24 protein-coding genes are annotated in these 23847 nt (G+C 63.4%); 13 read left to right on the forward strand and 11 right to left on the reverse strand.

Annotated features, from left to right (window positions below):
* The first annotated feature begins 13 nt into the window (after nucleotides 1-13).
* From apcB to CBM981_RS13110, 5 genes are all read left to right on the forward strand, one after another.
* Nucleotides 14-502, forward strand: a complete 489-nt coding sequence (apcB, locus tag CBM981_RS13090) for an allophycocyanin subunit beta (RefSeq protein ID WP_006909433.1) — start codon at nucleotides 14-16, stop codon at nucleotides 500-502.
* Nucleotides 503-537: 35 nt separating this feature from the next.
* Nucleotides 538-738: a phycobilisome linker polypeptide gene (locus CBM981_RS13095; protein WP_087068758.1), complete on the forward strand. Its 201-nt coding sequence runs from the start codon at nucleotides 538-540 to the stop codon at nucleotides 736-738.
* A gap of 209 nt (nucleotides 739-947) precedes the next feature.
* The gene (locus CBM981_RS13100) at nucleotides 948-2165 is read left to right on the forward strand and encodes an FtsW/RodA/SpoVE family cell cycle protein (protein WP_087068759.1); all 1218 of its coding nucleotides are present in this window, start codon (nucleotides 948-950) and stop codon (nucleotides 2163-2165) included.
* Nucleotides 2166-2174: 9 nt separating this feature from the next.
* Nucleotides 2175-2903, forward strand: coding sequence for a cytochrome c biogenesis CcdA family protein (locus CBM981_RS13105; RefSeq protein WP_087068760.1), 729 nt, complete (start codon nucleotides 2175-2177; stop codon nucleotides 2901-2903).
* A gap of 10 nt (nucleotides 2904-2913) precedes the next feature.
* Nucleotides 2914-4248, forward strand: a complete 1335-nt coding sequence (locus CBM981_RS13110) for a cytochrome c biogenesis protein ResB (RefSeq protein WP_087068761.1) — start codon at nucleotides 2914-2916, stop codon at nucleotides 4246-4248.
* A 55-nt stretch (nucleotides 4249-4303) separates the two neighbouring features.
* On the opposite strand, the gene queF is transcribed toward CBM981_RS13110, so the two are convergent.
* Entirely contained in the window at nucleotides 4304-4720 is a 417-nt protein-coding gene (gene queF / locus CBM981_RS13115; protein WP_087068762.1) for a preQ(1) synthase, read from the reverse strand.
* 204 nt (nucleotides 4721-4924) lie between these two features.
* On the opposite strand from queF, the gene CBM981_RS13120 reads away from it, so the two are divergent.
* The gene (locus tag CBM981_RS13120) at nucleotides 4925-5263 is read left to right on the forward strand and encodes a P-II family nitrogen regulator (protein ID WP_087068763.1); all 339 of its coding nucleotides are present in this window, start codon (nucleotides 4925-4927) and stop codon (nucleotides 5261-5263) included.
* Nucleotides 5264-5285: 22 nt separating this feature from the next.
* Here the strand turns inward: CBM981_RS13120 and CBM981_RS13125 are convergent, their stop codons facing one another.
* A complete protein-coding gene (locus CBM981_RS13125) occupies nucleotides 5286-6194 on the reverse strand; it encodes a TlyA family RNA methyltransferase (RefSeq protein ID WP_087068764.1) in 909 nt (302 codons plus the stop codon).
* A gap of 483 nt (nucleotides 6195-6677) precedes the next feature.
* Here CBM981_RS13125 and purB point away from each other — a divergent pair, with 483 nt between their 5' ends.
* Entirely contained in the window at nucleotides 6678-7979 is a 1302-nt protein-coding gene (gene purB, locus CBM981_RS13130; RefSeq protein WP_087068765.1) for an adenylosuccinate lyase, read from the forward strand.
* Between the two features lie 78 nt (nucleotides 7980-8057).
* Here the strand turns inward: purB and CBM981_RS13135 are convergent, their stop codons facing one another.
* Complete coding sequence (locus tag CBM981_RS13135; RefSeq protein WP_087068766.1) at nucleotides 8058-8576, reverse strand: hypothetical protein; 519 nt, start codon at nucleotides 8574-8576, stop codon at nucleotides 8058-8060.
* Nucleotides 8577-8839: 263 nt separating this feature from the next.
* Between CBM981_RS13135 and CBM981_RS15435 the strand changes: the two genes are divergently transcribed.
* Complete coding sequence (locus CBM981_RS15435; RefSeq protein WP_157665458.1) at nucleotides 8840-9502, forward strand: hypothetical protein; 663 nt, start codon at nucleotides 8840-8842, stop codon at nucleotides 9500-9502.
* 91 nt (nucleotides 9503-9593) lie between these two features.
* On the opposite strand, the gene CBM981_RS15440 is transcribed toward CBM981_RS15435, so the two are convergent.
* Nucleotides 9594-10748 (reverse strand): hypothetical protein, encoded by a 1155-nt coding sequence (locus CBM981_RS15440; protein WP_157665459.1) that lies wholly within the window; start codon nucleotides 10746-10748, stop codon nucleotides 9594-9596.
* A 246-nt stretch (nucleotides 10749-10994) separates the two neighbouring features.
* On the opposite strand from CBM981_RS15440, the gene CBM981_RS13145 reads away from it, so the two are divergent.
* A complete protein-coding gene (locus CBM981_RS13145; RefSeq protein WP_087068768.1) occupies nucleotides 10995-12044 on the forward strand; it encodes a sulfotransferase family protein in 1050 nt (349 codons plus the stop codon).
* Here CBM981_RS13145 and CBM981_RS13150 read toward each other — a convergent pair.
* Nucleotides 12013-13023: a GDP-L-fucose synthase gene (locus CBM981_RS13150; RefSeq protein ID WP_172820899.1), complete on the reverse strand. Its 1011-nt coding sequence runs from the start codon at nucleotides 13021-13023 to the stop codon at nucleotides 12013-12015. The two genes, CBM981_RS13145 and CBM981_RS13150, sit on opposite strands and share 32 nt — an antisense overlap.
* A complete protein-coding gene (gene gmd, locus CBM981_RS13155) occupies nucleotides 13023-14180 on the reverse strand; it encodes a GDP-mannose 4,6-dehydratase (RefSeq protein WP_087069437.1) in 1158 nt (385 codons plus the stop codon). The genes CBM981_RS13150 and gmd overlap by 1 nt, the downstream gene beginning before the upstream one ends.
* A 139-nt stretch (nucleotides 14181-14319) precedes the next feature.
* On the opposite strand from gmd, the gene CBM981_RS13160 reads away from it, so the two are divergent.
* A complete protein-coding gene (locus CBM981_RS13160; RefSeq protein ID WP_157665461.1) occupies nucleotides 14320-15306 on the forward strand; it encodes a hypothetical protein in 987 nt (328 codons plus the stop codon).
* On the opposite strand, the gene CBM981_RS13165 is transcribed toward CBM981_RS13160, so the two are convergent.
* The gene (locus CBM981_RS13165; RefSeq protein ID WP_157665462.1) at nucleotides 15263-16882 is read right to left on the reverse strand and encodes a glycosyltransferase family 2 protein; all 1620 of its coding nucleotides are present in this window, start codon (nucleotides 16880-16882) and stop codon (nucleotides 15263-15265) included. The genes CBM981_RS13160 and CBM981_RS13165 overlap by 44 nt on opposite strands.
* A gap of 379 nt (nucleotides 16883-17261) precedes the next feature.
* On the opposite strand from CBM981_RS13165, the gene CBM981_RS13170 reads away from it, so the two are divergent.
* Nucleotides 17262-18260 (forward strand): hypothetical protein, encoded by a 999-nt coding sequence (locus tag CBM981_RS13170; RefSeq protein ID WP_157665463.1) that lies wholly within the window; start codon nucleotides 17262-17264, stop codon nucleotides 18258-18260.
* On the opposite strand, the gene CBM981_RS13175 is transcribed toward CBM981_RS13170, so the two are convergent.
* Nucleotides 18224-19240 carry a hypothetical protein gene (locus CBM981_RS13175; RefSeq protein ID WP_157665464.1) on the reverse strand — a complete coding sequence of 339 codons (1017 nt, stop codon included), beginning with the start codon at nucleotides 19238-19240 and terminating at the stop codon, nucleotides 18224-18226. The genes CBM981_RS13170 and CBM981_RS13175 overlap by 37 nt on opposite strands.
* A 77-nt stretch (nucleotides 19241-19317) precedes the next feature.
* On the opposite strand from CBM981_RS13175, the gene CBM981_RS13180 reads away from it, so the two are divergent.
* Nucleotides 19318-19878: a dTDP-4-dehydrorhamnose 3,5-epimerase family protein gene (locus tag CBM981_RS13180; protein WP_225867399.1), complete on the forward strand. Its 561-nt coding sequence runs from the start codon at nucleotides 19318-19320 to the stop codon at nucleotides 19876-19878.
* Nucleotides 19875-21113 carry a class I SAM-dependent methyltransferase gene (locus tag CBM981_RS13185; RefSeq protein WP_087068774.1) on the forward strand — a complete coding sequence of 413 codons (1239 nt, stop codon included), beginning with the start codon at nucleotides 19875-19877 and terminating at the stop codon, nucleotides 21111-21113. The genes CBM981_RS13180 and CBM981_RS13185 overlap by 4 nt, the downstream gene beginning before the upstream one ends.
* Before the next feature lie 112 nt (nucleotides 21114-21225).
* On the opposite strand, the gene CBM981_RS13190 is transcribed toward CBM981_RS13185, so the two are convergent.
* The 3 genes from CBM981_RS13190 to CBM981_RS13195 all read right to left on the reverse strand — a co-directional run bounded on the left by CBM981_RS13190 (nucleotide 21226) and on the right by CBM981_RS13195 (nucleotide 23832).
* The gene (locus tag CBM981_RS13190) at nucleotides 21226-21978 is read right to left on the reverse strand and encodes a sulfotransferase domain-containing protein (RefSeq protein WP_087068775.1); all 753 of its coding nucleotides are present in this window, start codon (nucleotides 21976-21978) and stop codon (nucleotides 21226-21228) included.
* Between the two features lie 92 nt (nucleotides 21979-22070).
* The gene (locus CBM981_RS15445) at nucleotides 22071-22733 is read right to left on the reverse strand and encodes a sulfotransferase family 2 domain-containing protein (RefSeq protein ID WP_157665465.1); all 663 of its coding nucleotides are present in this window, start codon (nucleotides 22731-22733) and stop codon (nucleotides 22071-22073) included.
* Nucleotides 22717-23832, reverse strand: a complete 1116-nt coding sequence (locus CBM981_RS13195; RefSeq protein WP_087068776.1) for a glycosyltransferase 61 family protein — start codon at nucleotides 23830-23832, stop codon at nucleotides 22717-22719. The genes CBM981_RS15445 and CBM981_RS13195 overlap by 17 nt, the downstream gene beginning before the upstream one ends.
* Nucleotides 23833-23847 lie beyond the last annotated feature (15 nt).

Consider the following 23847-nt stretch of genomic DNA (forward strand, 5'->3'; position numbering starts at 1 on the left):
TTCAGCAGGATTCATGCAAGACGCCATCACCAACGTCATCAACCAGGCCGACGTCCAAGGCCTGTACCTCGATGGTTCAGCCATGGGACGGCTTGAGCAGTACTTCGCCAGCGGCGAGCTGCGCGTTCGTGCCGCTGCCACCATCAGCGCCAATGCTTCGGCCATCATCAAGGAAGCTGTTGCCAAATCCCTGCTCTATTCGGACATCACCCGTCCGGGTGGCAACATGTACACCTGCCGTCGCTATGCAGCCTGCATTCGCGACCTGGACTACTACCTGCGCTACGCCACCTATGCCATGCTGGCGGGCGACACCTCAATCCTTGATGAGCGCGTGCTGAACGGCCTGAAGGAGACCTACAACTCCCTTGGGGTGCCCATCGGCGCAACTGTGCAATCGATTCAGGCGATGAAGGAAGTGACAGCCTCCCTTGTGGGTCCTGACGCAGGCCGGGAAATGGCCGTGTACTTCGACTACATCTGCTCAGGCCTGGGTAACTGATCCGGGGCCCCTGGACACTCACCAAGGATCTCTCCATGCGCCTGTTCAAGATCACCGCCTGTATTCCTTGTCCAGAGAAGTCCCGCACACAGCGGGAACTTCAGAACACTTACTTCACGAAGTGGGTCCCCTATGAGAGCTGGTTCGCTGAACAACAGCGAATCATGAAGCAAGGCGGCAAGATTCTCAAGGTGGAACTGGCCACTGGTCGCCGCCAGGTGAACGTGGGCAACTGAGCCCGGTCGCAATCCCAGCACTCCGACCTCCTCTCTGGCTCGAGATCAGCACGGCCCGGCGCAATGCGTCGGGCTTTTTTTGGCGAGGCGCCAGAAGCGAGCAGCGGCACCGCGGACAGCTCGGCCGGCGGCCCAGCGACTCGACAAGGAGGGGAGGGACACGGCTCAATAGGGCAACCTGATGGCCCCCCCGGCCGGGTTCCTGATCCTTGTCCAGTTCTGCCGTCCTACCGAACCGTCCCAAGCGTCGCCCCCACCAGGGTCAGGGTGACCTCGGCCGCAACCTGTTGCCATGGCCATGGAGCCACTGGCCTGCGGAGGCTCGGCTGTTGCTCGCTCTCGTGGCCCTGTGGAGCGTGATCGGGCTGTTGGTGCTCGGCTCAGCCAGCTGGTGGGTGGCGGAGCGCGAGATGGGCGATGGGGCCTTCTACCTCAAGCGCCAGATCATCTGGATGGTGGCCAGCTGGGGGCTGCTCTGGCTGGCGCTGCGCACCAGCATTCGCCGGTGGATGCATCTTGCGCCTCTCGCCCTCCTGGTGGGCACCATGCTGGTAGCCGCCACCCTCGTGTTCGGCAGCACGGTGAATGGCGCCAGCCGCTGGCTGGTGCTGGGGCCCGTTCAGCTTCAACCCTCGGAACTGGTGAAGCCCTTCGTGGTGCTGCAGGGGGCTGCCCTGTTCGCCCACTGGCACCGCATCAGCCTGGACCAGAAACTTCTCTGGCTGGGGGTGTTCGGTGGCCTGATCCTGCTGATCCTCAAGCAGCCGAACCTCAGCACGGCGGCCCTGAGCGGTCTCCTCCTCTGGCTCATGGCACTGGCCGGTGGTGTCGGCTATCCCCTGTTGCTGGGAGCGGCTGGCGCCGGTGGCCTGCTGGGCACGGCCAGCATCCTGATCAATGACTACCAGCGGCTGCGGGTGATTTCGTTCCTTGATCCCTGGCGCGACGCCCAGGGAGACGGCTACCAGCTGGTTCAGAGCCTGATGGCGATCGGTTCCGGAGGCCTGCTGGGCGAAGGCTTCGGGCTCTCCACCCAGAAACTCCAGTATCTGCCGATCCAGACCACCGACTTCATCTTTGCCGTCTACGCCGAGGAGTTCGGCTTCGTCGGATCCCTGGTGCTCCTGCTGTTCCTGCTGCTGTTCGGCTTTGTCGGGCTGCGGGTGGCCCTGAGCTGCCGCAGCAACCAGCAACGCCTTGTGGCCATGGGGGCCACGACCCTGCTGATCGGCCAGTCGATCCTCAACATCGCCGTGGCGAGCGGCGCCATGCCCACCACGGGCCTGCCGTTGCCGTTGATCAGCTACGGAGGGAACTCCCTGATGGCAAGCCTGCTGGTCTGCGGTCTGCTGATCCGCTGCTCGCTGGAGTCCGGAGGGCTCGCACCGGAGCCGCCACGCCGACGGAGGCCGCAGTCTTCCCGATAGGCTTGGCCGATGTTGGACTTCGGGCCCCAAGTGGCCGACTGGGCCCGCAGCAGTGAGTCGCTGCTCCAGCACTCACTCAGCCATCCGGGCCCCACAACCCTGCTGCTGGTCTTTGCGGGTGGTCTGTTGACCAGCCTGGGGCCATGCTCCCTGTCGCTGCTGCCGATCACCGTGGCCTACCTGGCCGGTTTTCGTGACTCCAGCACCCCCGGGCTGCCCTGGCAGCGGAGCTTCTCCTTTGCTGCCGGAATCGTCACGGCCCTCGTGCTCCTGGGCCTGGCCAGCGGCCTGCTCGGCAGGGTGTACGGCCAGATTCCTGGCCTGGTTCCCACCCTGGTGGCCCTGCTCGCCGTGTTGATGGGTCTGAATCTGCTGGGACTGATGCCGTTGTCCCTGCCGGTCGGGCCTGATCCCGAGCGTTGGAAGCAATGGGTGCCGGCTCCCCTTGCCCCCCTGGCCGCAGGCCTCGCGTTCGGACTGGCCGCCACCCCCTGCACCACCCCCGTGCTGGCCGTTCTGCTCGGCTGGATGGCCCAGATGGGCCAGCCGCTCATGGGCATGGTGCTGCTCACCAGTTTCGGGGCCGGCCAGGTGCTGCCCCTCCTGCTGGCAGGCACGGCCGCCGCCAGTCTTCCCGGTCTGTTGCGCCTGCGCAGGGTGGGCCAGTGGGTTCCTCCGATCAGCGGTGTTGTCCTGCTCAGCAGCGGTCTGATCACCCTGGTGGCCAACCTCTCCTGAATCCGCTGCCATGACCCCCTTCCTGCGCCTGGTGGGCTGGATTGCAGACCTGAGGCTGGCCATCGCCCTGCTTGTGCTGATCGCCATCGCCAGCGGCGTGGGAACGGTGATTCCCCAGCAGGAAAGCGAAGGCCTCTACCACCAGATCTACGACCCCCAGCCATGGCTGGGCGTGCTCCCGGCCGACAGGCTGCTGTGGCTTGAGCTGGATCACGTCTATTCCAGCCACTGGTTTCTTGCCCTGCTGAGCTGGCTGGCACTTTCGCTGCTGCTGTGCAGCTGGCGGCGCCAGTGGCCAGCTCTGCGGGCCGCACTGCGCTGGGTCGACTACCGCACTCCGAGGCAGCTCAGCAAACTCACTGTGGCCGAAACCCTCTCCAGTGCCGATGCTCTGGCCGACCTCGACCGGCTGGACAACCGCCTGAGGCAACAGGGCTGGCAGGTGCTGCGCCAGCACGAGCGCCTGGCAGCCCGCCGCGGGGTACTCGGCCGGGTGGGGCCCCTGCTCGTGCACGCGGGTCTGGTGGTGCTGATGCTGGGCGCCGCCTGGGGTGCCCTGGGGGGACGCCGTGCCGAACAGTTTCTCGCGCCGGGACGCAGCCTCGAACTGGTGGACAGCCGCGGCCACAGCAGCCTCACCCTCGCCCTGGATCAGTTCACGATCACGCGGGATCCGGCCGGCCGGCCGGAGCAGTTCAGCTCGGTGCTGCGGCTGCTGCGCGCCAATGGCCCGACGGAGGAGCCTGAGCAGGCTGAGGTGCTCAAAGCGGCCACGATCAGCGTCAACCACCCCCTGCGCTTCCAGGGCATCACCCTGTACCAGGCTGACTGGAGCCTGGCCGCCATCAGCCTGAGGCTGGGGAACAGTCCCGTGCTCCAGTTGCCGCTGCAGAGCTTTCCCCAGCTGGGCGATCAGATCTGGGGTCTCGTTCTGCCGACACGACCCGACGGCTCCGACCCGGTTCTGCTCAGTCTGACCAGTGAGCAAGGCCCTGTTGCCGTGTTCGGAGCCGATGGCAACCGGCTGGGCCAGATCGCCATCGGCGGCGATCCCCTCGAGGTGAATGGCCTGCCGATGAGGGTGACCAGCATCCTTCCCGCCAGTGGAATCCTGCTGAAGCGCGATCCTGGAGTGCCGCTGGTGTACAGCGGCTTCGGGCTGGCCCTGTTGGGCGGGGGCCTGAGCGTGCTGGCCACCCGTCAGCTGTGGGCGATCGCCGAAAGCGGGCGGCTGCATGTGGGTGGGCTGTGCAACCGCAATCTCGCCGCCTTTGCCCGGGAGTTACCCGAGCTTGTGGGTGGTCTCAGCACCGCAGAGGCAGACCCTGGGATCCGCGAGGCCTGAGGCTGCGGCCAAAAAGCTCCACTGGCTCCACGCCCCACGGCTGAAGAGGCCGATCTCAGCAGGACTGGCGCACACCATGGCTGACGCGCACCACCGTGTGCACATTGCCCCGGGGGTTGAAGTCGGCTTCCAACCGCATCCAGACAGGCTCACAGGCAGCGACGAAGTCGTCGAGGAGGCGGTTGGCAACCTCTTCATGGGAAATCGCCCGGTCGCGGTAGCCATTCACATAGAGCTTGATCGCCTTGAGCTCCATCACCCTGGGGCCTGGCTGGTAGAGCAGCCGCAGGGTGGCAAAGTCGGGATATCCCGAGAACGGGCACAGACAGGTGAATTCCGGCAGGGTGATGGCGACCTCGTAGGCACGACCTGGCCGCGGGTTGTCAAAGCAGAGCAGTGTTGCCTCAGCAATGGCCCGTTCCCCGTACAGAGGCGTGCGCGTCTGCCCGTCATGCCCGGAGGGAGAGGCCACTGGAGCAGGTGCCCCCGGGCTGGAAGCAGCGTGGTGAGAGGCCGGCACAGGAATGGGGAAGATCGCGGGCACGGCGATCCTATGCAGCCCTCAGGCCGTAGCAACCGCTACGACAGCCCCCAGGAGGGTCGGGCCTAATGGGAAGGTTCCCCACCCCTGGTGGGGTCCACTGAGAGACTGCATCTTCCAGCCCTAGCTGCTTCCATGAAAAAAGTCGAGGCCATCATCCGGCCCTTCAAGCTTGAGGACGTCAAAATTGCCCTGGTCAATGCAGGCATCGTTGGCATGACCGTGAGTGAAGTGCGCGGCTTCGGTCGTCAGAAGGGCCAGGTCGAGCGCTACCGCGGCTCGGAGTTCACGGTGGAATTCCTGCAGAAACTCAAACTTGAGATCGTGGTTGACGACGAGAAAGTGGACACGGTGGTGGGAGCCATTCAGGACGCGGCCCGCACGGGCGAGATCGGCGACGGCAAGATCTTCGTGAGCACCATCGAAGCCGTGATTCGGATCCGCACCGGGGACCGGGACAGCGGCGCCATCTGATCAGCCCCTCTCCAGGCGGGGTTCAGCCGGTGGCCACGGTGCTGGCCACCAGCTGCTGGATCCTGGCCCTGCACTGGACAGGGTCCCCAGCCAGAGACCAGTCGGCCCCGGCGATCGATGGATCAGGGGCCCGACCTTCCTGCTGGGGGGCCGATCGCAGCCAGAGCAGATACTCATGGTTCCCTGCCGGACCGGTGATCGGCGAGGCCACCAGTCCCGCCGCCTCCAGTCCCAGCTGTTGGCCCGCCGTGATCACCCCGCTGATCGCGTCGACGTGGGCCTCGGCACTGCGCACCACACCCCCTTTGCCCACCCGGGCCCTGCCCACCTCGAACTGGGGCTTCACCAGCAGCAGCAGCTCAATGGCGGTGTCCGGGTCGGTTTCCTGGGCGGTTTCCGGCGCACCACAGGCCAACAGCCCAATCAGGGCGGGCAGCACCAGGCCCAGCGAGATGAACGACACGTCGGCCACGGCCAGGTCAGGCCTGGGATCCCCGGGCTGAAACAGCTGCTCGGGCGTGAGATGGCGAAGGTTGGTACGCTCCCTGAGCACCACCCGTGGGTCCGTGCGCAGGCTCCAAGCGGTCTGGCCATAGCCCACATCGATGCCGTACACCCTGGCGGCTCCGTGGTGCAGCAGACAGTCCGTGAAACCGCCCGTGGAAATGCCGCCATCCAGGCAGACGCGGCCCCGCACGGAGATCGGGAAGGTGCTCAGGGCCGCCTCGAGCTTGTCCCCGCCCCTGGAGACGAAGCGGGGGGGCTGCTGCACCTGCAGAGGGAGGTCAGGGGCAACATCGGTGCCAGGCTTGTCCAGCACCCGCTCGCCGCTGCGCACCCTTCCGGCACGGATCAACTGCTGGGCACGCTGGCGTGTCTCCGCCAACCCCCGGGACACGAGCTCAAGGTCGAGGCGTTGCTTACGAGACAAGGCTGACGAGCTGGGGGTGGTCGGGGGGGTGGCCCACAACAGCCGCGCTGCGTTGCGGTTCCCTGATCAAACCACAGGGGAAACCAAACAGATTGCGTGAATGTTCAGCTTGGCACCAAGAGGGCGCGGAAGATGGTTTCCAGCCCTGGAGTTGCCCCATGCAGCCCCGTCGATCCCCTGAATGGCCCGAGCCCGCTGGGCCAGCTCCAGACTCAGGGCGGAACTACGCCAATGTGGTCGAGCTGCTGCAGCCCGGGAGCTTCGTGAAGCTGCGCAATCAGCCCTCGGACCTCCCCCCCTTCCAGTTGATCCAGTGCAGGGGAGGGCGATGCTGGGTCCGCCAGCAGAGCTGGGGGCAGCTGGTGCAGTGGGAGGTCGCCCACCGCCAGCTCACCGCAGCAGCCTGAGGCCACCGCGCCCCGGCCCCTGCTGCCCCATCCAGCTGCCCCATACATTGGATGGGCCGTTGCCACCCGCTGGTCCTTGATCGAGCGTTACACCCTGCCCGAAATGGGCGCCATCTGGAGCGAAGAAGCCAAATTCCAGAGCTGGCTGGACGTGGAGATCGCGGCCACCGAGGCCAACAGCGAGCTCGGCCACGTGCCGGCCGAGGCTGTGGACACCATCCGGAGGAAGGCTCGTTTCGAGGTGCGGCGGATCCTCGAGATCGAGGCCGAGGTGCGTCACGACGTGATCGCCTTCCTCACCAATGTGAACGAGCATGTCGGGGACGCAGGGCGCTACATCCACGTCGGCATGACCAGCTCCGATGTGCTCGACACCGGCCTCGCCCTGCAGATGAAGGCCTCGGTTCAGCTGCTGCGTGACGAGCTGGACAAGCTGGCTGACGCTCTGCGCGCGCTGGCCCGGGCCCACAAGGACACCGTGATGATCGGACGGTCCCATGCCATCCATGGGGAGCCCATCACCTTCGGCTTCAAAGTGGCGGGCTGGCTGGCCGAGACCCTTCGCAACCAGGAACGGCTCGAGCGGCTCGAGGCGGTGGTGAGTGTGGGTCAGATCAGTGGGGCCATGGGCACCTATGCCAACACCGATCCACGGGTTGAAGCCATGGCCTGTGCACGTCTGGGCCTGGTGCCGGACACGGCCAGCACCCAGGTGATCGCCCGCGATCGCCACGCGGAATATGTCCAGACCCTTGCCCTGGTGGGTGCGGCCCTGGAGCGATTTTCCACCGAAATCCGCAATCTGCAGCGCACCGACGTGCTGGAAGTGGAGGAAAACTTCGCCAAGGGGCAGAAGGGAAGCTCCGCCATGCCCCACAAGCGCAACCCGATCCGCAGCGAGCGGATCAGCGGCCTGGCGCGGGTGCTGCGCAGCTACACCGTGGCGGCACTGGAGAATTGTGCCCTGTGGCATGAGCGCGACATCAGCCACAGTTCGGTGGAGCGGATGATGCTGCCGGACTGCTCCGCCACGCTGCACTTCATGCTGCGGGAGATGACTGACGTGGTGAGGGGTCTGGGGATCTATCCCGAAAACATGACCCGGAACATGAACGTGTACGGGGGCGTGGTCTTCAGCCAGCGGGTTCTGCTGGCCTTGGTGGAATCAGGGCTGCGTCGCGAAGAGGCCTACCGCATCGTCCAGCACCACGCGCACGCGGCCTGGAACCGGGACGGTGGCGATTTTCGTGCCGCGCTCGAGGCGGACCCCAGCGTGACCGAGAGGCTCGATCCGGGCAAACTGGCCGAATGCTTCTCCACGGAGGTGCACCGGGCCAACCTCCCGGTGATCTGGGAGCGACTCGGGCTTGCGGAGTGAAGCCAGCAGCGTGATGCCCGGGGGGGGTGGCTGGCAGGGCGGAGCAGGCACGGGCCCGCGTGGGTCATGGTCAGTCAGTCAGCCGGTTCCCCTGCGGCTGCGGGAGGCCGGTTTGGCGGAAGCGCCCGGAGAGGGAGCCGGGGGAAAACCCGCTTTGTCAAGGAGCTGTTCGAGCTCATCGACATACATCTGAAAGCCCTCCAGCTCGAGGGCCTGCTGCCTCAGATCCGAAGGTAGATCACTCCAGGGATCGGGCTTTCCGGCCTTCACATCGCGCTTGATCTTGGTGGCAGCCGCCTCCTGCAGCAGTGCCTGGAACTCGGCGTTGTCCGGGTCCTGCAGCAGTGCCCTGCTGAGCTCCCGAGCTGCCACCACTCCCTTTCGGTTGGCCAGCAGCGCCTTGACGCGGGCTGTCGTGGTCTTGCGCCATGCGGACCACTCGTCCGGAGAACGGTCGGCCGGATGGTCCAGCAGGCGCGCCAGCCGCTGCACCGGCGCTGGACGACGGGAGAGACCGAGCTTGCGCAGGCACCAGTGCAGCACACGGGCAGGCAGCTTGCCTCGGCCACCGGGACGGGTCTTCGAGGGAGAGGCCATGCAGTGCTTGGCGGAGAACTGGTGGAGGTGGATCGAAGGCCAAAGCAGCCTGAAGCCTCGGCCCGCTTGAAAGACTAAGCCGTCACCCCGAGGCATGAGAGCAAACCACAGCCCCATACGGATCAGCGGTGCGGAGGAAGGCGATGGAGCCGCACACCGTGATGGGATGACGACAGATGGGATGACGAGAGACCAGTGAATTGTCCTGACTGGTATGGACTGGTAGATTCGCAATCCAGGAGCAGCTCGAGAAGGGAGATAGGATGACGATCATTTCTTTTACCTACAAGTTCATTTTCTGCAAAACACTCAAGACCGCAGGAACAGCGCTGGAGGTGTCACTCTCAGCCCTGCTGCCACCCACAGATGTCGTAACCCCAGTGGTTCCAGAAGAACCAGGACATCAACCCAGAAATTACAGATACAGGGGAAAACGTCTTCGCAATCATGTCCCGATGACAACCATACGGCAGATTTATGGTGATCAACTGGCAGGCTTTTCTTCCTTCTGCATTGAGCGGCATCCGATCGAGAAATGCCTTTCCCATTTCGCCATGCTACGCCACTCTCCCCATCACGCACACAGGCAGGACGCCTCCAGCCTGACTTGGGCTGATTATATCGAAACTGGCCTGTTCCCCATGGATCTTCCCAGGTATGCCTCCCAGCGCGAGGATGGTCACTGGAGCAAGGAAGTTGATCTGGTTATCGATTATCCAGATCTTGAGACAGGCGTGAGAAAGTTTCTTTCAGAACGGGGCCTTCCAGGCTTTCAACTGGCATCACGGGCAAAGTCTGGTTTCCGCCAACAACCTGGAATTCCGACACCAGATCAAATCACGCAGGAGGAACGAAATAGGATCATGGAGGTGTTCAACGCATCGAACACATTCCTACGCGACAATTTTGGCATCAACTACACATGATCAGCAGCAGAATGCCAAGCCACATGAAAGAACAGGAGAGCAGCGGTGGAATGAGGAGCCGAAGGGGGGCATCAGCACAAGGATCAGCCATTCAAGGCTGGCTTGACTGCTCTTTCAAGGCTCTCTTCAGCTTGCTGTTTTCCGCAGCTTTATGGGCCATTTTATGCAACACTAAAAGCGAGAGTTTTGCGTAGGACGAGGGAGAGATACTATCGACCACTTGAGCAACATCTCCCATGCCTCCCTGGAGAGAAGTTTCAACGGCAGCAGGCGGTGAAGGCTCACGACCATCTGCATAGGTCACAAGCTTTTCATAATCAATACCGCCGTATCTCAATCCATAGTGATCCGCCAGTTTAAGAAGCTCGGCGGCATGACAAGCTTCGATGTACTGTCTCCACGCTGGCCTTAGGCGAGCCCGCTGAGATTCTTGAGAGGCAGCACACTCTTGCAGACACAGGATAAGTTGCCGCGTGTCTGGAGTGAACGCGTTGCCGCGATCCCGATGAAAGGCCCTGCGGTAATCAAGCAACAGAGCCATTCCCTCCGCCGTGAGCGAAAGATTCTGTGGACTATGGCCCATGGCCAAAGACTTGTCTTCGAGATTGAGGAAGGGATTGATACTTGCCGTAGCATCCAGAAAGTCATCAACAACAGAGTTATTCTTCAGAGCTTCTCTCTCGTAAGGCCGAAACAGTACTGCTTCAGGAAAAATCGACTTCCAGACAGAAAGAACTTCTGAGAACTCGTGCTTCCAGCCAATAGGGGTTGGCAGCTCATGGTGGGCCTTGATGGACTGCTGTGCACTGGAGAGGAACAGAGATCCAGGCTCGCGGACATAGGCCAGGATGAGAAATTTTTCGACCCCATGATCTTCCAGAAAACATCTCAACTCATGGACAGACTCTCTGTCAAGACGCGTAAGATATTCATCACTGAAGATCAGTGTCTCGCAGAAAGCATGGGATTTCAGCTCAGCAGAAACCAGTTTGCGCTGGAGCTGGCGATGCTCTGCGTAGTCAAGTTCTGAGCGAAAACGCATTCGATCAACGCGGCTGATGCTGCCTTTGTGAAAAGCAAAGTACAGACTTCGGTGGTTCAGCCCTACCTTGGCACCCGTCATGCCCGGAGCCAGAACACCAAAGGATTTCCAATGAATATAATTGGCTTTTAGAAAACCCTGGATGGATGAAGATCCAGCTTTAGGCGCTCCTATATGAAGAATGGCTTGGCGGCTCCCGGACATGCTCACAACGCAGACCTCTGCACGACAGCACTGGTCCTGACGGGCTCCAAGCTCCATTCAGGCTCCCCGCCAGGCAAAGGGGCCATGGGCTCCACTTTCGGAAGAGGCGTGCTTCGAGTATCCTATCAGTCTAGTAACTGGAGACTTTGTTATCCCCAGCCCTTTCTCGCTCTCCTGGCGGACGGAGGCGAACCATAGCCACGCTGACCCAGCGGCTGAGGGTGGAACTCCGATGACTGCTTGCTGATGATCAAGACATTTGTGTTGCGGCCCTCCAACCAGGGCCAGAAAGTCTGTCGTAGATTCCTGAAGGGTCTCGGACTGGCTGTCACCGAGGCTTCACCAGACTCCGACAGGGCCACGGGTCACGATGTCTTCATGGGCTCGGATCTGACGGCACGCTATCGGAACCTGTCCACGGAGTTTCCCGGCTGTCGGTTCCTTCTGCTGGAGCCCTCGAACCAGGAGAATCAGGTACGCAACCAGGACGATCGCGATCGCACCCTGGCGCTGAACACCTTTTGCCAGGAGGTGGAGGCTTTCTTTGCAGATCAACCGGAAAGGTTGCTCAAGGTGAGGATGCCAAGCCCCGAGGCCAGGGTGGCCTTGCGACACTTTCTAGGCCTTGAGGAACCCACGGCACTGCCAGTGAGCGTCAGCGGAAAAGCTGCCAGGCGCGCACGACGACTACGCCGCAGGCGTGCCGGCACGAAGGTGTTCTGCATCGGATTTCACAAGACCGGCACCACGAGTCTGGAGCGGGCCCTGGAATATCTGGGTTACCGCGTGGTTGGGCGAAAACGTCTCAGGAATACCCGCACAATCGAGGGCCTGTTCACGTCTTGCTGTGAACTGGTGCCGAGATACAATGCCTTTCAGGATAACCCTTGGCCCATCTTCTACAAGGAACTCGACGCCAAGTACCCCGGTAGCAAATTTATCCTGACCCACCGACCAGCCGAGGCCTGGCTTCGCAGCCAGGTGAAGCACTTTGGCAGGAAGTGTTCACGCATGAGGGAGTTGATCTATGGGGTCGGTTGTCCCGAAGGCCACGAATCCATCTTTCTCGATCGGTACCAGCAGCACAATGCGGAGGTCAGGGCGTACTTCAGGCACCGGCCCTCGGATCTGCTGGAGATTGACCTCACTGCCGGCGAGGGCTGGGACAAGCTCTGCCCTTTCCTGGGGCACCCTGTTCCCAGCGTCCCCTTCCCACGTTCCAACACGGCCCAGGACCGTCAACAACGCATCGAGCTCCGTAGCCTCACAGACGCTGCTCCACCTCGCCAGACGTAAACGCCTGGACCACCTGCCTCAGGCCGTCCTGGAGAGAAATTCTGGGCTGCCAGCCGAGCTGGGTCAGGCGGCTCACATCCAGCCATTTCCGAGGGGTGCCATCCGGCTTGCTGGTGTCCCATTGGATCTCTCCTCCGTACCCCACGGCATCCGCAACGAGTCCGGCGAGTTCCGCGATGGTGAGATCAGTGCCGCTGCCGACGTTGAGAAACGTGAGGGGTTGACCATCCGTCCGGCGTGGCGAGTCCGCCTGGCTGGGATCCCAGCAACGCAGGCAGTGCACGGCGGCATCCGCCAGATCGTCCACGTGGAGGAACTCACGCCTGGGCGTTCCTGATCCCCAGCACGTCAGGGAAGACATTCCCCGCATCTTGGCTTCGTGGAAACGGCGGATCAGGGCTGGGAGTACATGACTGTTCTGCGGATGGTAGTTATCACCGGGGCCGTAGAGGTTGGTTGGCATCAGACTGATGGCGTCAAAGCCGTGTTGCTGGCGCAGCGCCTCACAGAGCTTGATGCCAGTGATCTTTGCAATGGCATACCACTCGTTGGTGGGTTCAAGCCCACCCTGCAAGAGTTCCTCCTCCCTGATGGGCTGGGTCGCGAACTTTGGATAAATACAACTGCTGCCCAGAAAGAGCAGCCGGCGTGCAGAACAACGCCAGGCACTCTCGATCACATTGTTCTGGATCTTGAGGTTCTCCAGCAGAAAATCAGCGGGGTAGGTTGCATTGGCCAGGATTCCCCCCACCTTGGCTGCCGCCAGCACCACAACATCGGGGCGCTGGTGGCTGAACCAGCTGCCCACAGCCGCCGAATCGGTGAGGTCGAGCTCCGACCGCGTAACGGTCAGCAGGTTGCCATAGCCCTGGCGCAACAACGAACGGCAGATGGCGCTGCCGGCCATGCCGCGATGGCCGGCGACGAAGATCCGATCGCTCGGCTGGATCAATGGCCGGAGCGACTCCATCACGGTCATCAGAGCCTCCCTCCAGAGTTGCGCGGCGAGAGGTTGGTCGGAGGGTTCTCCATCGATCCGACCACCGCAAAGCCTTCGCGCCGCAGTGTTGCCTCTTTGGCGGCCTCCAGCTGGTCCGCCTGAACCATCTCCTGCACCAGTTCCTCCAGCGTGGTGGTGGGAGTCCATCCCAGTTTTTCGCGAGCGCGGCTGGGATCACCCAGAAGTGTTTCAACTTCAGCTGGGCGGAAATAGCGTGGATCGATCCGCACCACGACCTCACCGGTATCCACCCGGCGACCCACTTCCTCCACGCCATGGCCCTGCCATTCCAGCGCGGCACCGTGGTCATTCCGATGCCAGCCCAGGGCGACCGCGGCCAGCTCGATGAAGCGGCGCACACTTTCCTGACGCCCTGTGGCGATGACAAAGTCCTCCGGCGGTCCAGCCTGCTGCAGCATCCGCCATTGCATTTCCACATAGTCGCGGGCATGGCCCCAATCCCTGAGGGAATCCAGATTGCCCATGAACAGGCACTGTTCAAGGCCTGCATCAATACGTGCCAAGCCGCGGGTGATCTTCCGCGTCACGAAAGTTTCACCGCGTCGCGGTGACTCATGGTTGAAGAGAATACCGTTGCAAGCATACATTCCATAGGCTTCACGATAATTCACTGTGATCCAGTACGCATAGAGCTTGGCAACGCCATAGGGACTGCGGGGATAGAACGGCGTGCTTTCCCTCTGCGGTGTCTCCTGCACCAGACCGTAGAGCTCACTGGTGCTGGCTTGGTAGATCCGCGTTCTCTCGGTGAGACCGAGGATCCTCACCGCTTCAAGAAGGCGCAGTGTGCCCAGGGCATCGCTGTTGGCCGTGTACTCCGGGCTTTCGAAACTGACCTGCACGTGGCTCTGGGCGCCCAGGTTATAGATCTCATCAGGCTGCACCTGCTGCACGATCCGGATCAGGTTCGTGCTGTCGGTGAGGTCGCCATAGTGCAGCACAAGCCGCGGATTCTGGTCGTGGGGATCCTGATAGAGGTGATCGATCCGATCGGTGTTGAAGCTGCTGGCCCGCCGCTTGATGCCGTGCACCACATAGCCCTTCTCCAGCAGCAGTTCCGCCAGGTAGCTGCCGTCCTGCCCGGTGATGCCAGTGATCAAGGCTGTTTTGGTCATCCTGGACTCCTGGTGGCAGAGCGCGATGTCGTTGGGGCTGGATCCCAGCCGCATTGTGACCCAGAGGGCGCAGGCTCCCAGCCTCAGGGGCTGACGGCGGGACGGACGACCAAGATGGTCCGACCCCCATGGAACCTCCGTGAGCGCAGTACGGATCGCCACTCCCCCGGGCTCAAGCGGGCCCGTTGTCGCACCGGCGGTGGAGCGGCTGGTCGCGGCTTTTCAGGATGCCGATCTCCCGGTTCAGCTGGTGCCGGACTGGGATCCGGGCCACGGTGGAGATGGACCGTTGCTGATGCTCTATCCGCCGCCGGACCAGGCCCTTGGTCCGGCTCTGCTGGAGGGCCCCGACGGCCTGGCGGGCCGGTACCGTCTCCTGCTGGAGCGGCTCGACGATCCGGGCCTGGCGCTCGCCGCGCAGCCGCTGCGGCTGGTGAACCTGGCCCTGTCCTCCCCGCCCCGGCTGATCGGCTGGTGCGTGGGTCAGCTCCAGCGGGACCTTGAGCCTGGGGAGAGCCAGCGGCCACTGCCAGCCCATCCGGGGGAGCCGGAGCTGGCACAACCGCCCGACCTCTGGTTCCAACCGCAGCCCGAACCGCTCGCGGCCCGGATCGTGCTGGAGCTGCTCGCCGCCGATCCCGGTGTGCTGCCGGCCTATCTGGCCCTGGAGGAGCACCCGCTGGCCGCCAGCGCCGAGGGCAGGGATGCCGACTTCGCCTACCCGGAGCGGCTGCAGGCGGCGGCGGCCATGGAGCAGCTGCTGCTGCAACACCAGGCGATGGCCGGCACGACAGCCGATCTGCGGCAACTGGGACGCGAGCTGGGGGCCGCCCGGGCGGAGCTGATCGATGCGGCCTGGATCCGGCAGCAGTTGAGCGATCAGCTCCAGGGATTGCAGGCCGCACTGGTGCAGCTGGATGACTGCCGGGAGGAGCTGAGGCAATTGCAGCAGCAGCTCGATGCCGAGCAGCTCCGCCAGGCGGAGCTGCAGGCCAACCAGCTGATGATCCAGTCCAGCCTGGAGCAGGCGGTGCAGTTCTCCCGCAGTCAGGGCGCCATGCAGGCTGCCGCCTCGCAGGTGATCAGCGCACTGGCCCGGCAGCTGGGTCGGTTCCCCCAGGGCTGACCACGGGCCGCGGGGACCGCAGCCAGGCCGGCCGGTCGGGGCGGTCGTTGGGCAGGTAGCCGACCAGGGTGAGGCCGTCGTCCGCCAGAGCCCGCTCCAGTGAGCCGGAGTCGGTCCGGGGCCAGCGGGCCAGCAGACGGCTGCGGTTCGCTTCGATGAACCGGTAGCGCCCAGGACTGGATCCTTCGGGATGGATGGCACGGCTGGCGGCAGCCACGGCACAGCAGCCGCCGAAGCGTTGCCGCAGTCGCAGGCAGAGGTCCGTGTCCTCCTGGCCATTGAGGTACCCCACATCGAATCCCTGCACGGCTGCGAATTCCTCCGCACGCACGAGCACACAGGCAGCGGTGACCGCGGGCACCTCCCGCCCATGCAGCAGCGCAGGGTCCGGGCCAAGCCCCGCATGGAGGGCCAGACCCAGCCGGCTGGCGCCACCGAAGACGATGCCAAGGCACTGCACCGCGCCGGTGGGCGTGATCAGCGCGGGTTGGACGGCACGGCAGTGGGGGTCCTCCAGCCGCTCCAGCAGAGGCTCCAGGGCATCGGCTTCGAGGCGGGCATCACTGTTGAGGAACAGAACCCGCGTTCCCTGGCTGGCGGCGAACCCCAGGTTGCAGCCGAGGGCAAAGCCGAAGTTGCGCGGCTGCGGCAGCACCCGCAGCCGGGGGTCGTGGAGCGGCGCCTCGGCCAGGACAGCGCGGGTGCCGGGATCGGTGTTGCCGTTGTCCACCAGGAGAATCTCGAGGGGAACTCCGGTCTGGATCCCGCGGAGACAGGCCAGACACGCGGCCAGCTCCCCGCCGGCGCCCCACACCGGGATCACGACGGACACCAGCTCCGGCCGGCGGGATCGCTTCCCCTCCTCAACCCAGTCGATCCGGCTCGACTCCTCGAGCAGCAGGGCATGGGTGGTCCTGCGGGCCTCCAGCCAGTGACGCGGAAGATCCGGGAGGGGCAGGGGGGCGCCGACCTCCGGCCCGAGCCGGCGCGGCAACCAGGGCCAGGGGTGCCATGCCTGCAGGCACCGCCGTCCCAGCGTGAGCCGGATGGCACGTTCCAGCCTGGCCTGCGGAGCCTGACGGGGGTTCAGGGCTGCCGGCGGCCGATCAGGTCGCTGCAGCCGGTGCCCGTCGAGGCAGTGCAGCTCCGCTCCCTGATGGAGCGCGTGGCCTGCCGCGTTCGTCGTGAGCCATACCGAGGCATCCCACACCTGCTGGTAGAGCAAGCCGAGACGCAGCATCTCCGGTGTGGCCTCCGTGAGTTCCACCAGGCGGGCGGGGTGGGCGACCACCCAGGCGAGCAGGCCCTCGGGACTGGCATGGGGTGGCCTGGGATTGGACAGCCAGGGGGCCCGCGTGTCCCGCTGCAGCGCATGCAGGGCCTGGCGCGCCCTCAGGCTGCAGAACGGCCGGAGGGCGGTGGAGCCGCTGGCCACCCGCATCAGCTGATGCAGGGCCTGCACCGGTCGCCCGGCCTCCATCAGCCGGGCAGCGCCGATCAGACGCCTGCTGGCCGGTGGCAGCCAGACGAGATCCGGGTTGCGGAACGCGGCCTGGCTGCCCCCTGGATCGCTCATCGAACCTGGGGGCAGTGACGGTGGATCAGCCCAGGGGTGCGCCTGGGCCCAGGCGACGGTCGATCCACGGAGCTGGCGGGGGACGGACTCAGCAAGACGGGGCCGGTTCGGGCTGACGGAGGTGGGAGGGAAAGGAGGTGCGCAGGAAAAGATGTTGGGGGCGCGGGATCCGGCGCCGCCTTGAGCCTGCCCTGCTGGCTGCCATCCTCGCAGGCAGTTTCCTCCCCCTCCCGAGCCAGGCCGGAGCGACGTGCCAGAAGGGGCTGGAACGGGCTGAGGCGTACCCTCCTCGTACTCCCCCGTCCGGGAAGGAGTAGGACGAGACCCCGTGCCTGGCCGGCTGCCGGGCCGACCCGGAGGCTGATCAGGCGGCTGAATCATGAACGAACAGGTCCAGGCCGTCTTCGCCGAGCGCCACGGCATCGATCTCAGCCTGATGCAGGGGCACCGCATTCCCTCCCCCACGGCCCACCGCAAGCGCAACGACCCCTACGGCGTCCATCTCGGGGCCGGCGCCTCGGCGGAACACTTCGACGGGCGGGTCGACGCCCTGAGGATTCACCGCCTGGAGCGCTTCTCCAACAGCCTGGCCCAGCTGTGCCATGCCTCCCACCTGGCCCGACGGCTGGGTGTCCGGGTGCTGGAGGTGCCCGATGCCTGGTACCTGCGCCGTGGCAGCACGCGCCTGCCGGATGGCCTGGTGGTGATCAATGGCACCGACCACTTCCCGCCGGAACACACCCGGCTGGAGGGGCGCTACTTCTACTGCCACACCCTCAGCGGCCTGGCCCATCCGATGGAGGGCTTCCGCAGCCTTCTGCAGCAGCTGCGTCCGGCGATGCACCTGGCCCTCGATGGGGATCCGCTCCCGGATGACCACCTGATGGTGCACATCCGCTGTGGCGACATCTTCGATCGCCACCCGCACCCGGGGTACTACCAGCCGCCACTGGCGTTCTACAGCCTGGTGCTGCAGCAGCGTCCATGGAGCCACGTGCATGTGGTGTTCGAGGATTTCGGCAATCCCGTGGTGCTCGCCCTCAAGCGTCGTTGCGAGGAGCTCGGCCTGGGTGTGAGCCTGCACAGCTGGGGGCTGGAGCAGGACATCGCCTTTCTGGTGCGGGGCCGTCACTTCGTGGCGGGGCGGGGCACCTTCATGCAGGGCGTGGTTGCACTCTCGGCCCAGGCTGAGACGGTCTACAGCTTCTGGCCCTTCGACCCCGGCAACTGCTGGGGGCTCGACGGGGTGCGGAATGTCCTGATCGAGGACAGACAGGGGCGGTATCTCAACAAGATCCGGCCCTGGCGGAATTCACGCCTGCAGCGCGCCCTGATGCTGGCCTACCCCGAGCGCCTGCTGGATCTGCGTCTCGCCTGACGCCGCCGTCGCCGCGGTGGGGTGGCCAGGGCGCGGGCCAGAGCGGTCGAGGAGGCGGTGTCCGGCCAGCCAAGGCCCCACACCTTCAGACCCAGCCGTTCCTGAGCGGCACAGAAACTCGAGGGAACGCCAGGAAGCTGCAGGACGTCAGCCCAGCTCTCCACGGTGGGCTCAAGGCCATGGGGCTGGGCCAGGCGCTCTTCGAGACGTCTGCGGAGTTGCTCGCGCTGCCTGCCCCGCGGGGGCTGCTGCTGGTGCTGCAGGAGCTCCTGGGCAAGGCGCACCCGGCGCAAGCTCCAGGTGGCAGGGCGCTCCTCAGGGGAACGCCACACCGGCGGCGGCAGCGGGGCCCGAAGCGAACCACCGCTGCCGCCCCGGGGGCCGGCGCCACCGAGGGTGTCCAGGGTGTCCCAGGTGGTGGGCAGACGCCCTCCCGGACGGGACGAGTGCCGCACGAAGCGCAGACCGCGGGCCCCGAGCCACTCCAGCAGCGGCTCAAACAGTTGGTCCAGCCGGTAGCGCTGGGCATGCTGCTCCAGCTGCTGGTCCACGTAGTCGTCCAGCGAGCCGCAGAAGCGCAGGGAGATCAGCGCGCGGGCATAGTCCCGTGCCAGCTGCTCCCGGCCGTCCAGGAGATGCACCACCACGGCCATTCGGAAACCCATGGCCGCCGTCTGCCTCTGGAGACGCCCGAAGCGGCGCTCCTGAAGCAGTGGATGCACCAGACCGTGGGCGACGGTCCAGACATGATCACCCCGACGCCAGGGCTTCCAGAGCCGGCGGCGCTCCCGCCAGCGCCAGGCCGTCCAGTCATTCCGCAGTGCGGCGGCGAGGAAGGCCTCGCCAGGCTGCAGGCTGATGCCCTGGCCGAGCAGCTGGGGCTGGTTGCAGGCCATTTCCCCGGCCAGTTCCCCCAGCAGGCCGGCATCAAGACCGGTGTGGATCACCAGTTCCCGCATCTCTGCGAAGGGTCGCGCCACGGCCTTGCCCAGGGTGGCTGCAGCCTACGGGTGGGGATGTCTGGCAGGCTGGCCCTCGGATGCAGGCAGGCTCGGCATTGGCTATCCAGGCTCTGGCCACACCGCTCCACGGTCTGATCGAACTGCGGTCCGCCGCCTTCACCGATGGGCGCGGCAGTTTCCACAACGTCTTCCGCCGCGAGGACTACGCCCCCTGGTGGGGGGAGCGTCCGGTCCACCAGATCAACATCAGCTGCACCAAGCGGGTCGGAGCCATCCGCGGACTCCACACCCAGCTGGGACCGACTCCTGAGGCGAAGCTGGTGCGCTGTCTGCGGGGCCGCGTGTTCGACGTAGCCGTGGATCTCCGCGAGGACTCACCCAGCCGGGGGCGATGGCACGCCCTGGAACTGAGCCCCCAGGACGGCAATGCCTGGCTGATTCCTGAAGGATGCCTGCATGGTTTTCAGGTGCTCGAGCCGGGCAGCCAGCTGCTCTATGTGCACTCGGCGCCTTACCGGCCAGAGGATCAGGTGGGTGTGGTGTGGAATGATCCATACCTCGCCATCGGGTGGCCCCTGCCGGCGGTCGACCTCAGTCGACGCGACGAGCAGCTGCCCCGTCTGGCCGCCCTGTGCCCCCCGCTTCACTGGTTGTGACCCATCACCGCTGCCGCCACTGCCAGACCCCACTGGAGCAGGAGGTGATCGATCTGGGCCACCAGCCACCCAGCAATGCCTACCTCACCGCCCAGCAACTGGCTGAGCCTGAAATCACCTATCCGCTCAAGGTGTATGTCTGCACCAACTGCTGGCTGGTTCAGTTGCCGGCCCACGCAGCCGCCGAGGAGCTGTTCACTCCAGACTACGCTTACTTCTCCAGCACCTCCAGCAGCTGGTGTGCGCATGCTGAGCGCTATGTGACCACCACGAGCGAGCGGTTGGGACTGGGCGCTGACAGCCTTGTGGTTGAGCTCGCCAGCAATGACGGCTACCTGCTGCAGTATGTCCTGGCACGGGGCATTCCTTGCCTCGGCATCGATCCCACAACGGCAGCGTCCGCTGTTGCACGGCAGAAGGGGATTGCAACGATTGAGCGGTTCTTTGGCCTGGCCCTGGCGGAGGAGCTCGTGGAAGAGGGTCGCAGGGCCGATCTGATCGTGGCCAACAATGTGCTGGCCCACGTGCCGGATATCAATGACTTTCTGGCAGGAATGACAGTCCTGCTCAAGCCGACAGGGCAGGTTTCGGTGGAGTTCCCACACCTTCTTTCCTTGCTTCAAGGTAACCAGTTCGACACGATCTACCACGAGCACTACAGCTATATCAGTCTGGGGGTGCTGCAACGGATCGCAAACCACGCGGGCCTGATGATTGTGGACGTGGAGAAGCTCAACACCCATGGAGGCAGCCTGCGGGTCTGGATGGCAGCTCGCCAGGGAGATGTCGTCAGCGGGCCGGCGGCATCGGAGCGGATCAAAGCGATCCTGCAGGAGGAGGCGGACGCCGAGCTGAACTCACTCAAGGCCTACGCAGGCTTTCAGCAGAGAGCCGAATTGGCCAAGCACAACCTGCTTCGCTTTCTCCTGGACGTGCGGCAACGGGGAGAAAGAGTATTGGGGTATGGGGCAGCGGCCAAGGGCAACACCCTGCTCAACTATGCAGGGGTGAGTGACGATCTGCTTCCGTTTGTGGCCGACAAGGCGCCCAGCAAGATTGGAAGGTTCCTGCCAGGAAGCCATATTCCTGTCATCAGCCCTGAGGAATGGCTGTCACTGAGCCCACACCATGTGCTCGTGCTTCCCTGGAATCTGGCCAAGGAGGTCAAGGCCATGTTTGCCGACCGCCCTGGCCTCCTGTTTCACCGGGCCATACCAAAACTTGAGACGATCTAGGCCGCCGGTACAACCCGTGCGACCAGTTTGCGACGCAGCCGCTCAGCAACTCAGCAGCTGAGCGGCAAGGGAGCTGGGCGGCAAGAACAAAGATGCCCATCTCGCGTGCACCTCAGCCTGGAGAGTTCTCTGGGGAGCTGTCGGGGTACATGGCCTTGCGGAAACAAAGGGGGTAGTCCTTGTCCCGCAGCCACTGACGCCCTGCATGTTCAGCGGCGATGGCCTCCTGCACGGAGAGGGTTTCCTTCCAGGCGCCCGAGCGTCCATCGGTGATGTGGTTGGTGGTGATGAAGGTCTCGACGCGAACCGAACGGTCGCCACTACTCACCAGCAGGGAGCGCTCGCGTTGCTTCTCAGGCGAAGCGGCAGCCACCAGCTGAGCCTGTTTGTCAGGGGACAAGGGAACATCAAGGAACGATGCCAGGTCTTCCACAAGAGCAGGCAGATTATGAACGATGGTCTCGTAGCGACCAATCCAGCAGTGACGACGGTCCTCGAATACGGCGCCGATGTCTATCTCTTCCCGTACAAATTGTGCGGCAATCTCAGGCCCGCGCTCCTCACTTCCAAACAGGAAGCGATTCTTTCTCCAAGCCGATGCCAAGGCATCGCGAACATCCCGATAGGTATACAGATAGCGCGCACCCTGGTCAGGCAGAGCACGGCGCAGCACACGACGCGGGATGTGGACCTTGGCCAGCCAGGTGTGGTGGGGGTCGCTGGCCCTCGCCTGCATTTCCTCCACGGAACCACCCAGGCCATTGCTGCTGATCGTGAGTGGGCCAACATCACACAGGAGACCTTTCGCCATCTGGGCAACGAGGGTCGAGCCTGATCGATGCATGCCGCAGACGACAACGAGCATGGATAATGTGCCGAAGATAAGTTAAGCGATCATAACCCACCAGGGCGAGGCGATTTCCAGCTCAGGAGAATGAGAGGTCAGTGATCACAGAATCAAGGCAGAATACGCTCATAGCCATAGACTTCAAAGTCATTCGCATACAACTTATTCACACGCTGAATACTGCGGGAACTTTGGAGTATTCCAGGATCCAAGGCCTTTAGAGCGGCTACGCGGTGGGCCAGTCTAGGGGCAGGAAGACGCAGCCTTTCAGCGATATCAACAACAGCGTCCTGAAGATCCTCGAAGCGGTAGACCTTATCCAGAGATTCAGTTAAAATGTTTCCATAGACACTATGGGGGCGGTAGGGGCGCTCACAGAAAGAATCAAGTTCCAAGAGCTCATTGTACCGATAAAAACGTAAATCATGTTCAAGGGTCATCGGAGAACCAAAACGGGCTTTGTACTTGCCAAAGTGGATAGCGCCCTTCTTGATGCCCACACCATAGAAACTGCTGTAGCGAGACAAAAGCGAAGCGGAGCGCGTATAGGGTGATCTTACAAAAGTGAACTTGAAATAATCGTCCCAATACACACGATAAAGCCGCCGGGCTTGGATCGACGTTAAATGCTTCTCCTCAGGACTGGCCCTCCATTGAGGATCTGGGCTGAGCCAGTCTTCAATGCTGGTGCCTGCTGTGCGGGGAATATGGATAAAGATGCAGCGGTGCTGGTGAGATATCATGGCCCAAAGAAGATTAGCCTTGCGCAGCAACCTGCTCTACAGCCTTGACAACAGCTTCCACATCAAAACTGTTGCTGCGCTGGAATCCCTCGTCGGCAGATTGACGAACGAGATCAGCAGGATGACAATCGACATAGTAGTCATCAAACTTACAAGCCGCATCAATATTGACCCAGTTTGTACTCAAGGTTCTGGGTCCTGCAAGGAACATGACTTGGCGGGCGACAGGCTGCTCCGGGGAAGACGGAACAAAGGCTTTGAGATTCATGCAAGCCTGGGGGAAGCCAATCACCCAGTCATACTGGCGGTAGAGCATGAGCTTTTGCTTGAAGTCAAGCTCTTCAGGGCAAATAACATCCACAGCAGGAAGAGTGGATATTCTGCCTACAACTTCACCTTCCCCAACAAATTTAGTCGTTCCAGTGCTTAACTTATGGCGCGACAAATAGGCAACCTTCTGTTTTCTCTTGGTGGAAGCCAACTGATGGCTAAGTTCAGGGCGCAGCGCCGCGAGGCACGCATCATGGAAATCCTTCGTCACGAAACAGCGATCTCGATACAACACACTGCTGGACACGAGGGTCTTCGCTCGGATGGGGCGTCGGACCAGGCGCGCCCGCTGACGGATGCCCAGACAGTCCAACCAGTCGGTGATCAGGGTGCGCTCGGCAATCGTCCCACCCCGGCGTAGTCGGTGATAATGGAACCAGACCGGCGCATCATGCTCCCGAAAGAGTCGCAACAGTTGATAGGTTCGGGTCATATCTAGCAGGAGGTGGCCAAAGTGATCAAAAAGGGTACCTCCGTAGAGCACAAGGTCTTTATGAATTGGTTCGGCTCCGACTCCACGCCCCTGGCTTACCTCCATGAGGCGCTCCGCCTGGGGGTAGTAGAAGTGGCGCTCACCGCGCTTGTCGTTGAGCTCTTCAAGGAGCTCACCTTCCCGGTCGACAACGCCGTGACTCATATTCAGCCACCACCTCTTATGGTAATGCTGGTGGCGATTGATATCTAATACGAAAGCATCATTTTCGATGATGATATGGCTTCGTTCAGCGACCCTGGCCTTCCCCCACCAGGATGGATGGCGCTTCTTGGCTTCGCGGATGAGGTTGAAGGCAAGGGACATGCTTCAGGGGCGAAG

It is taken from the genome of Cyanobium sp. NIES-981 (genome assembly GCF_900088535.1).
Taxonomy (GTDB): domain Bacteria; phylum Cyanobacteriota; class Cyanobacteriia; order PCC-6307; family Cyanobiaceae; genus NIES-981.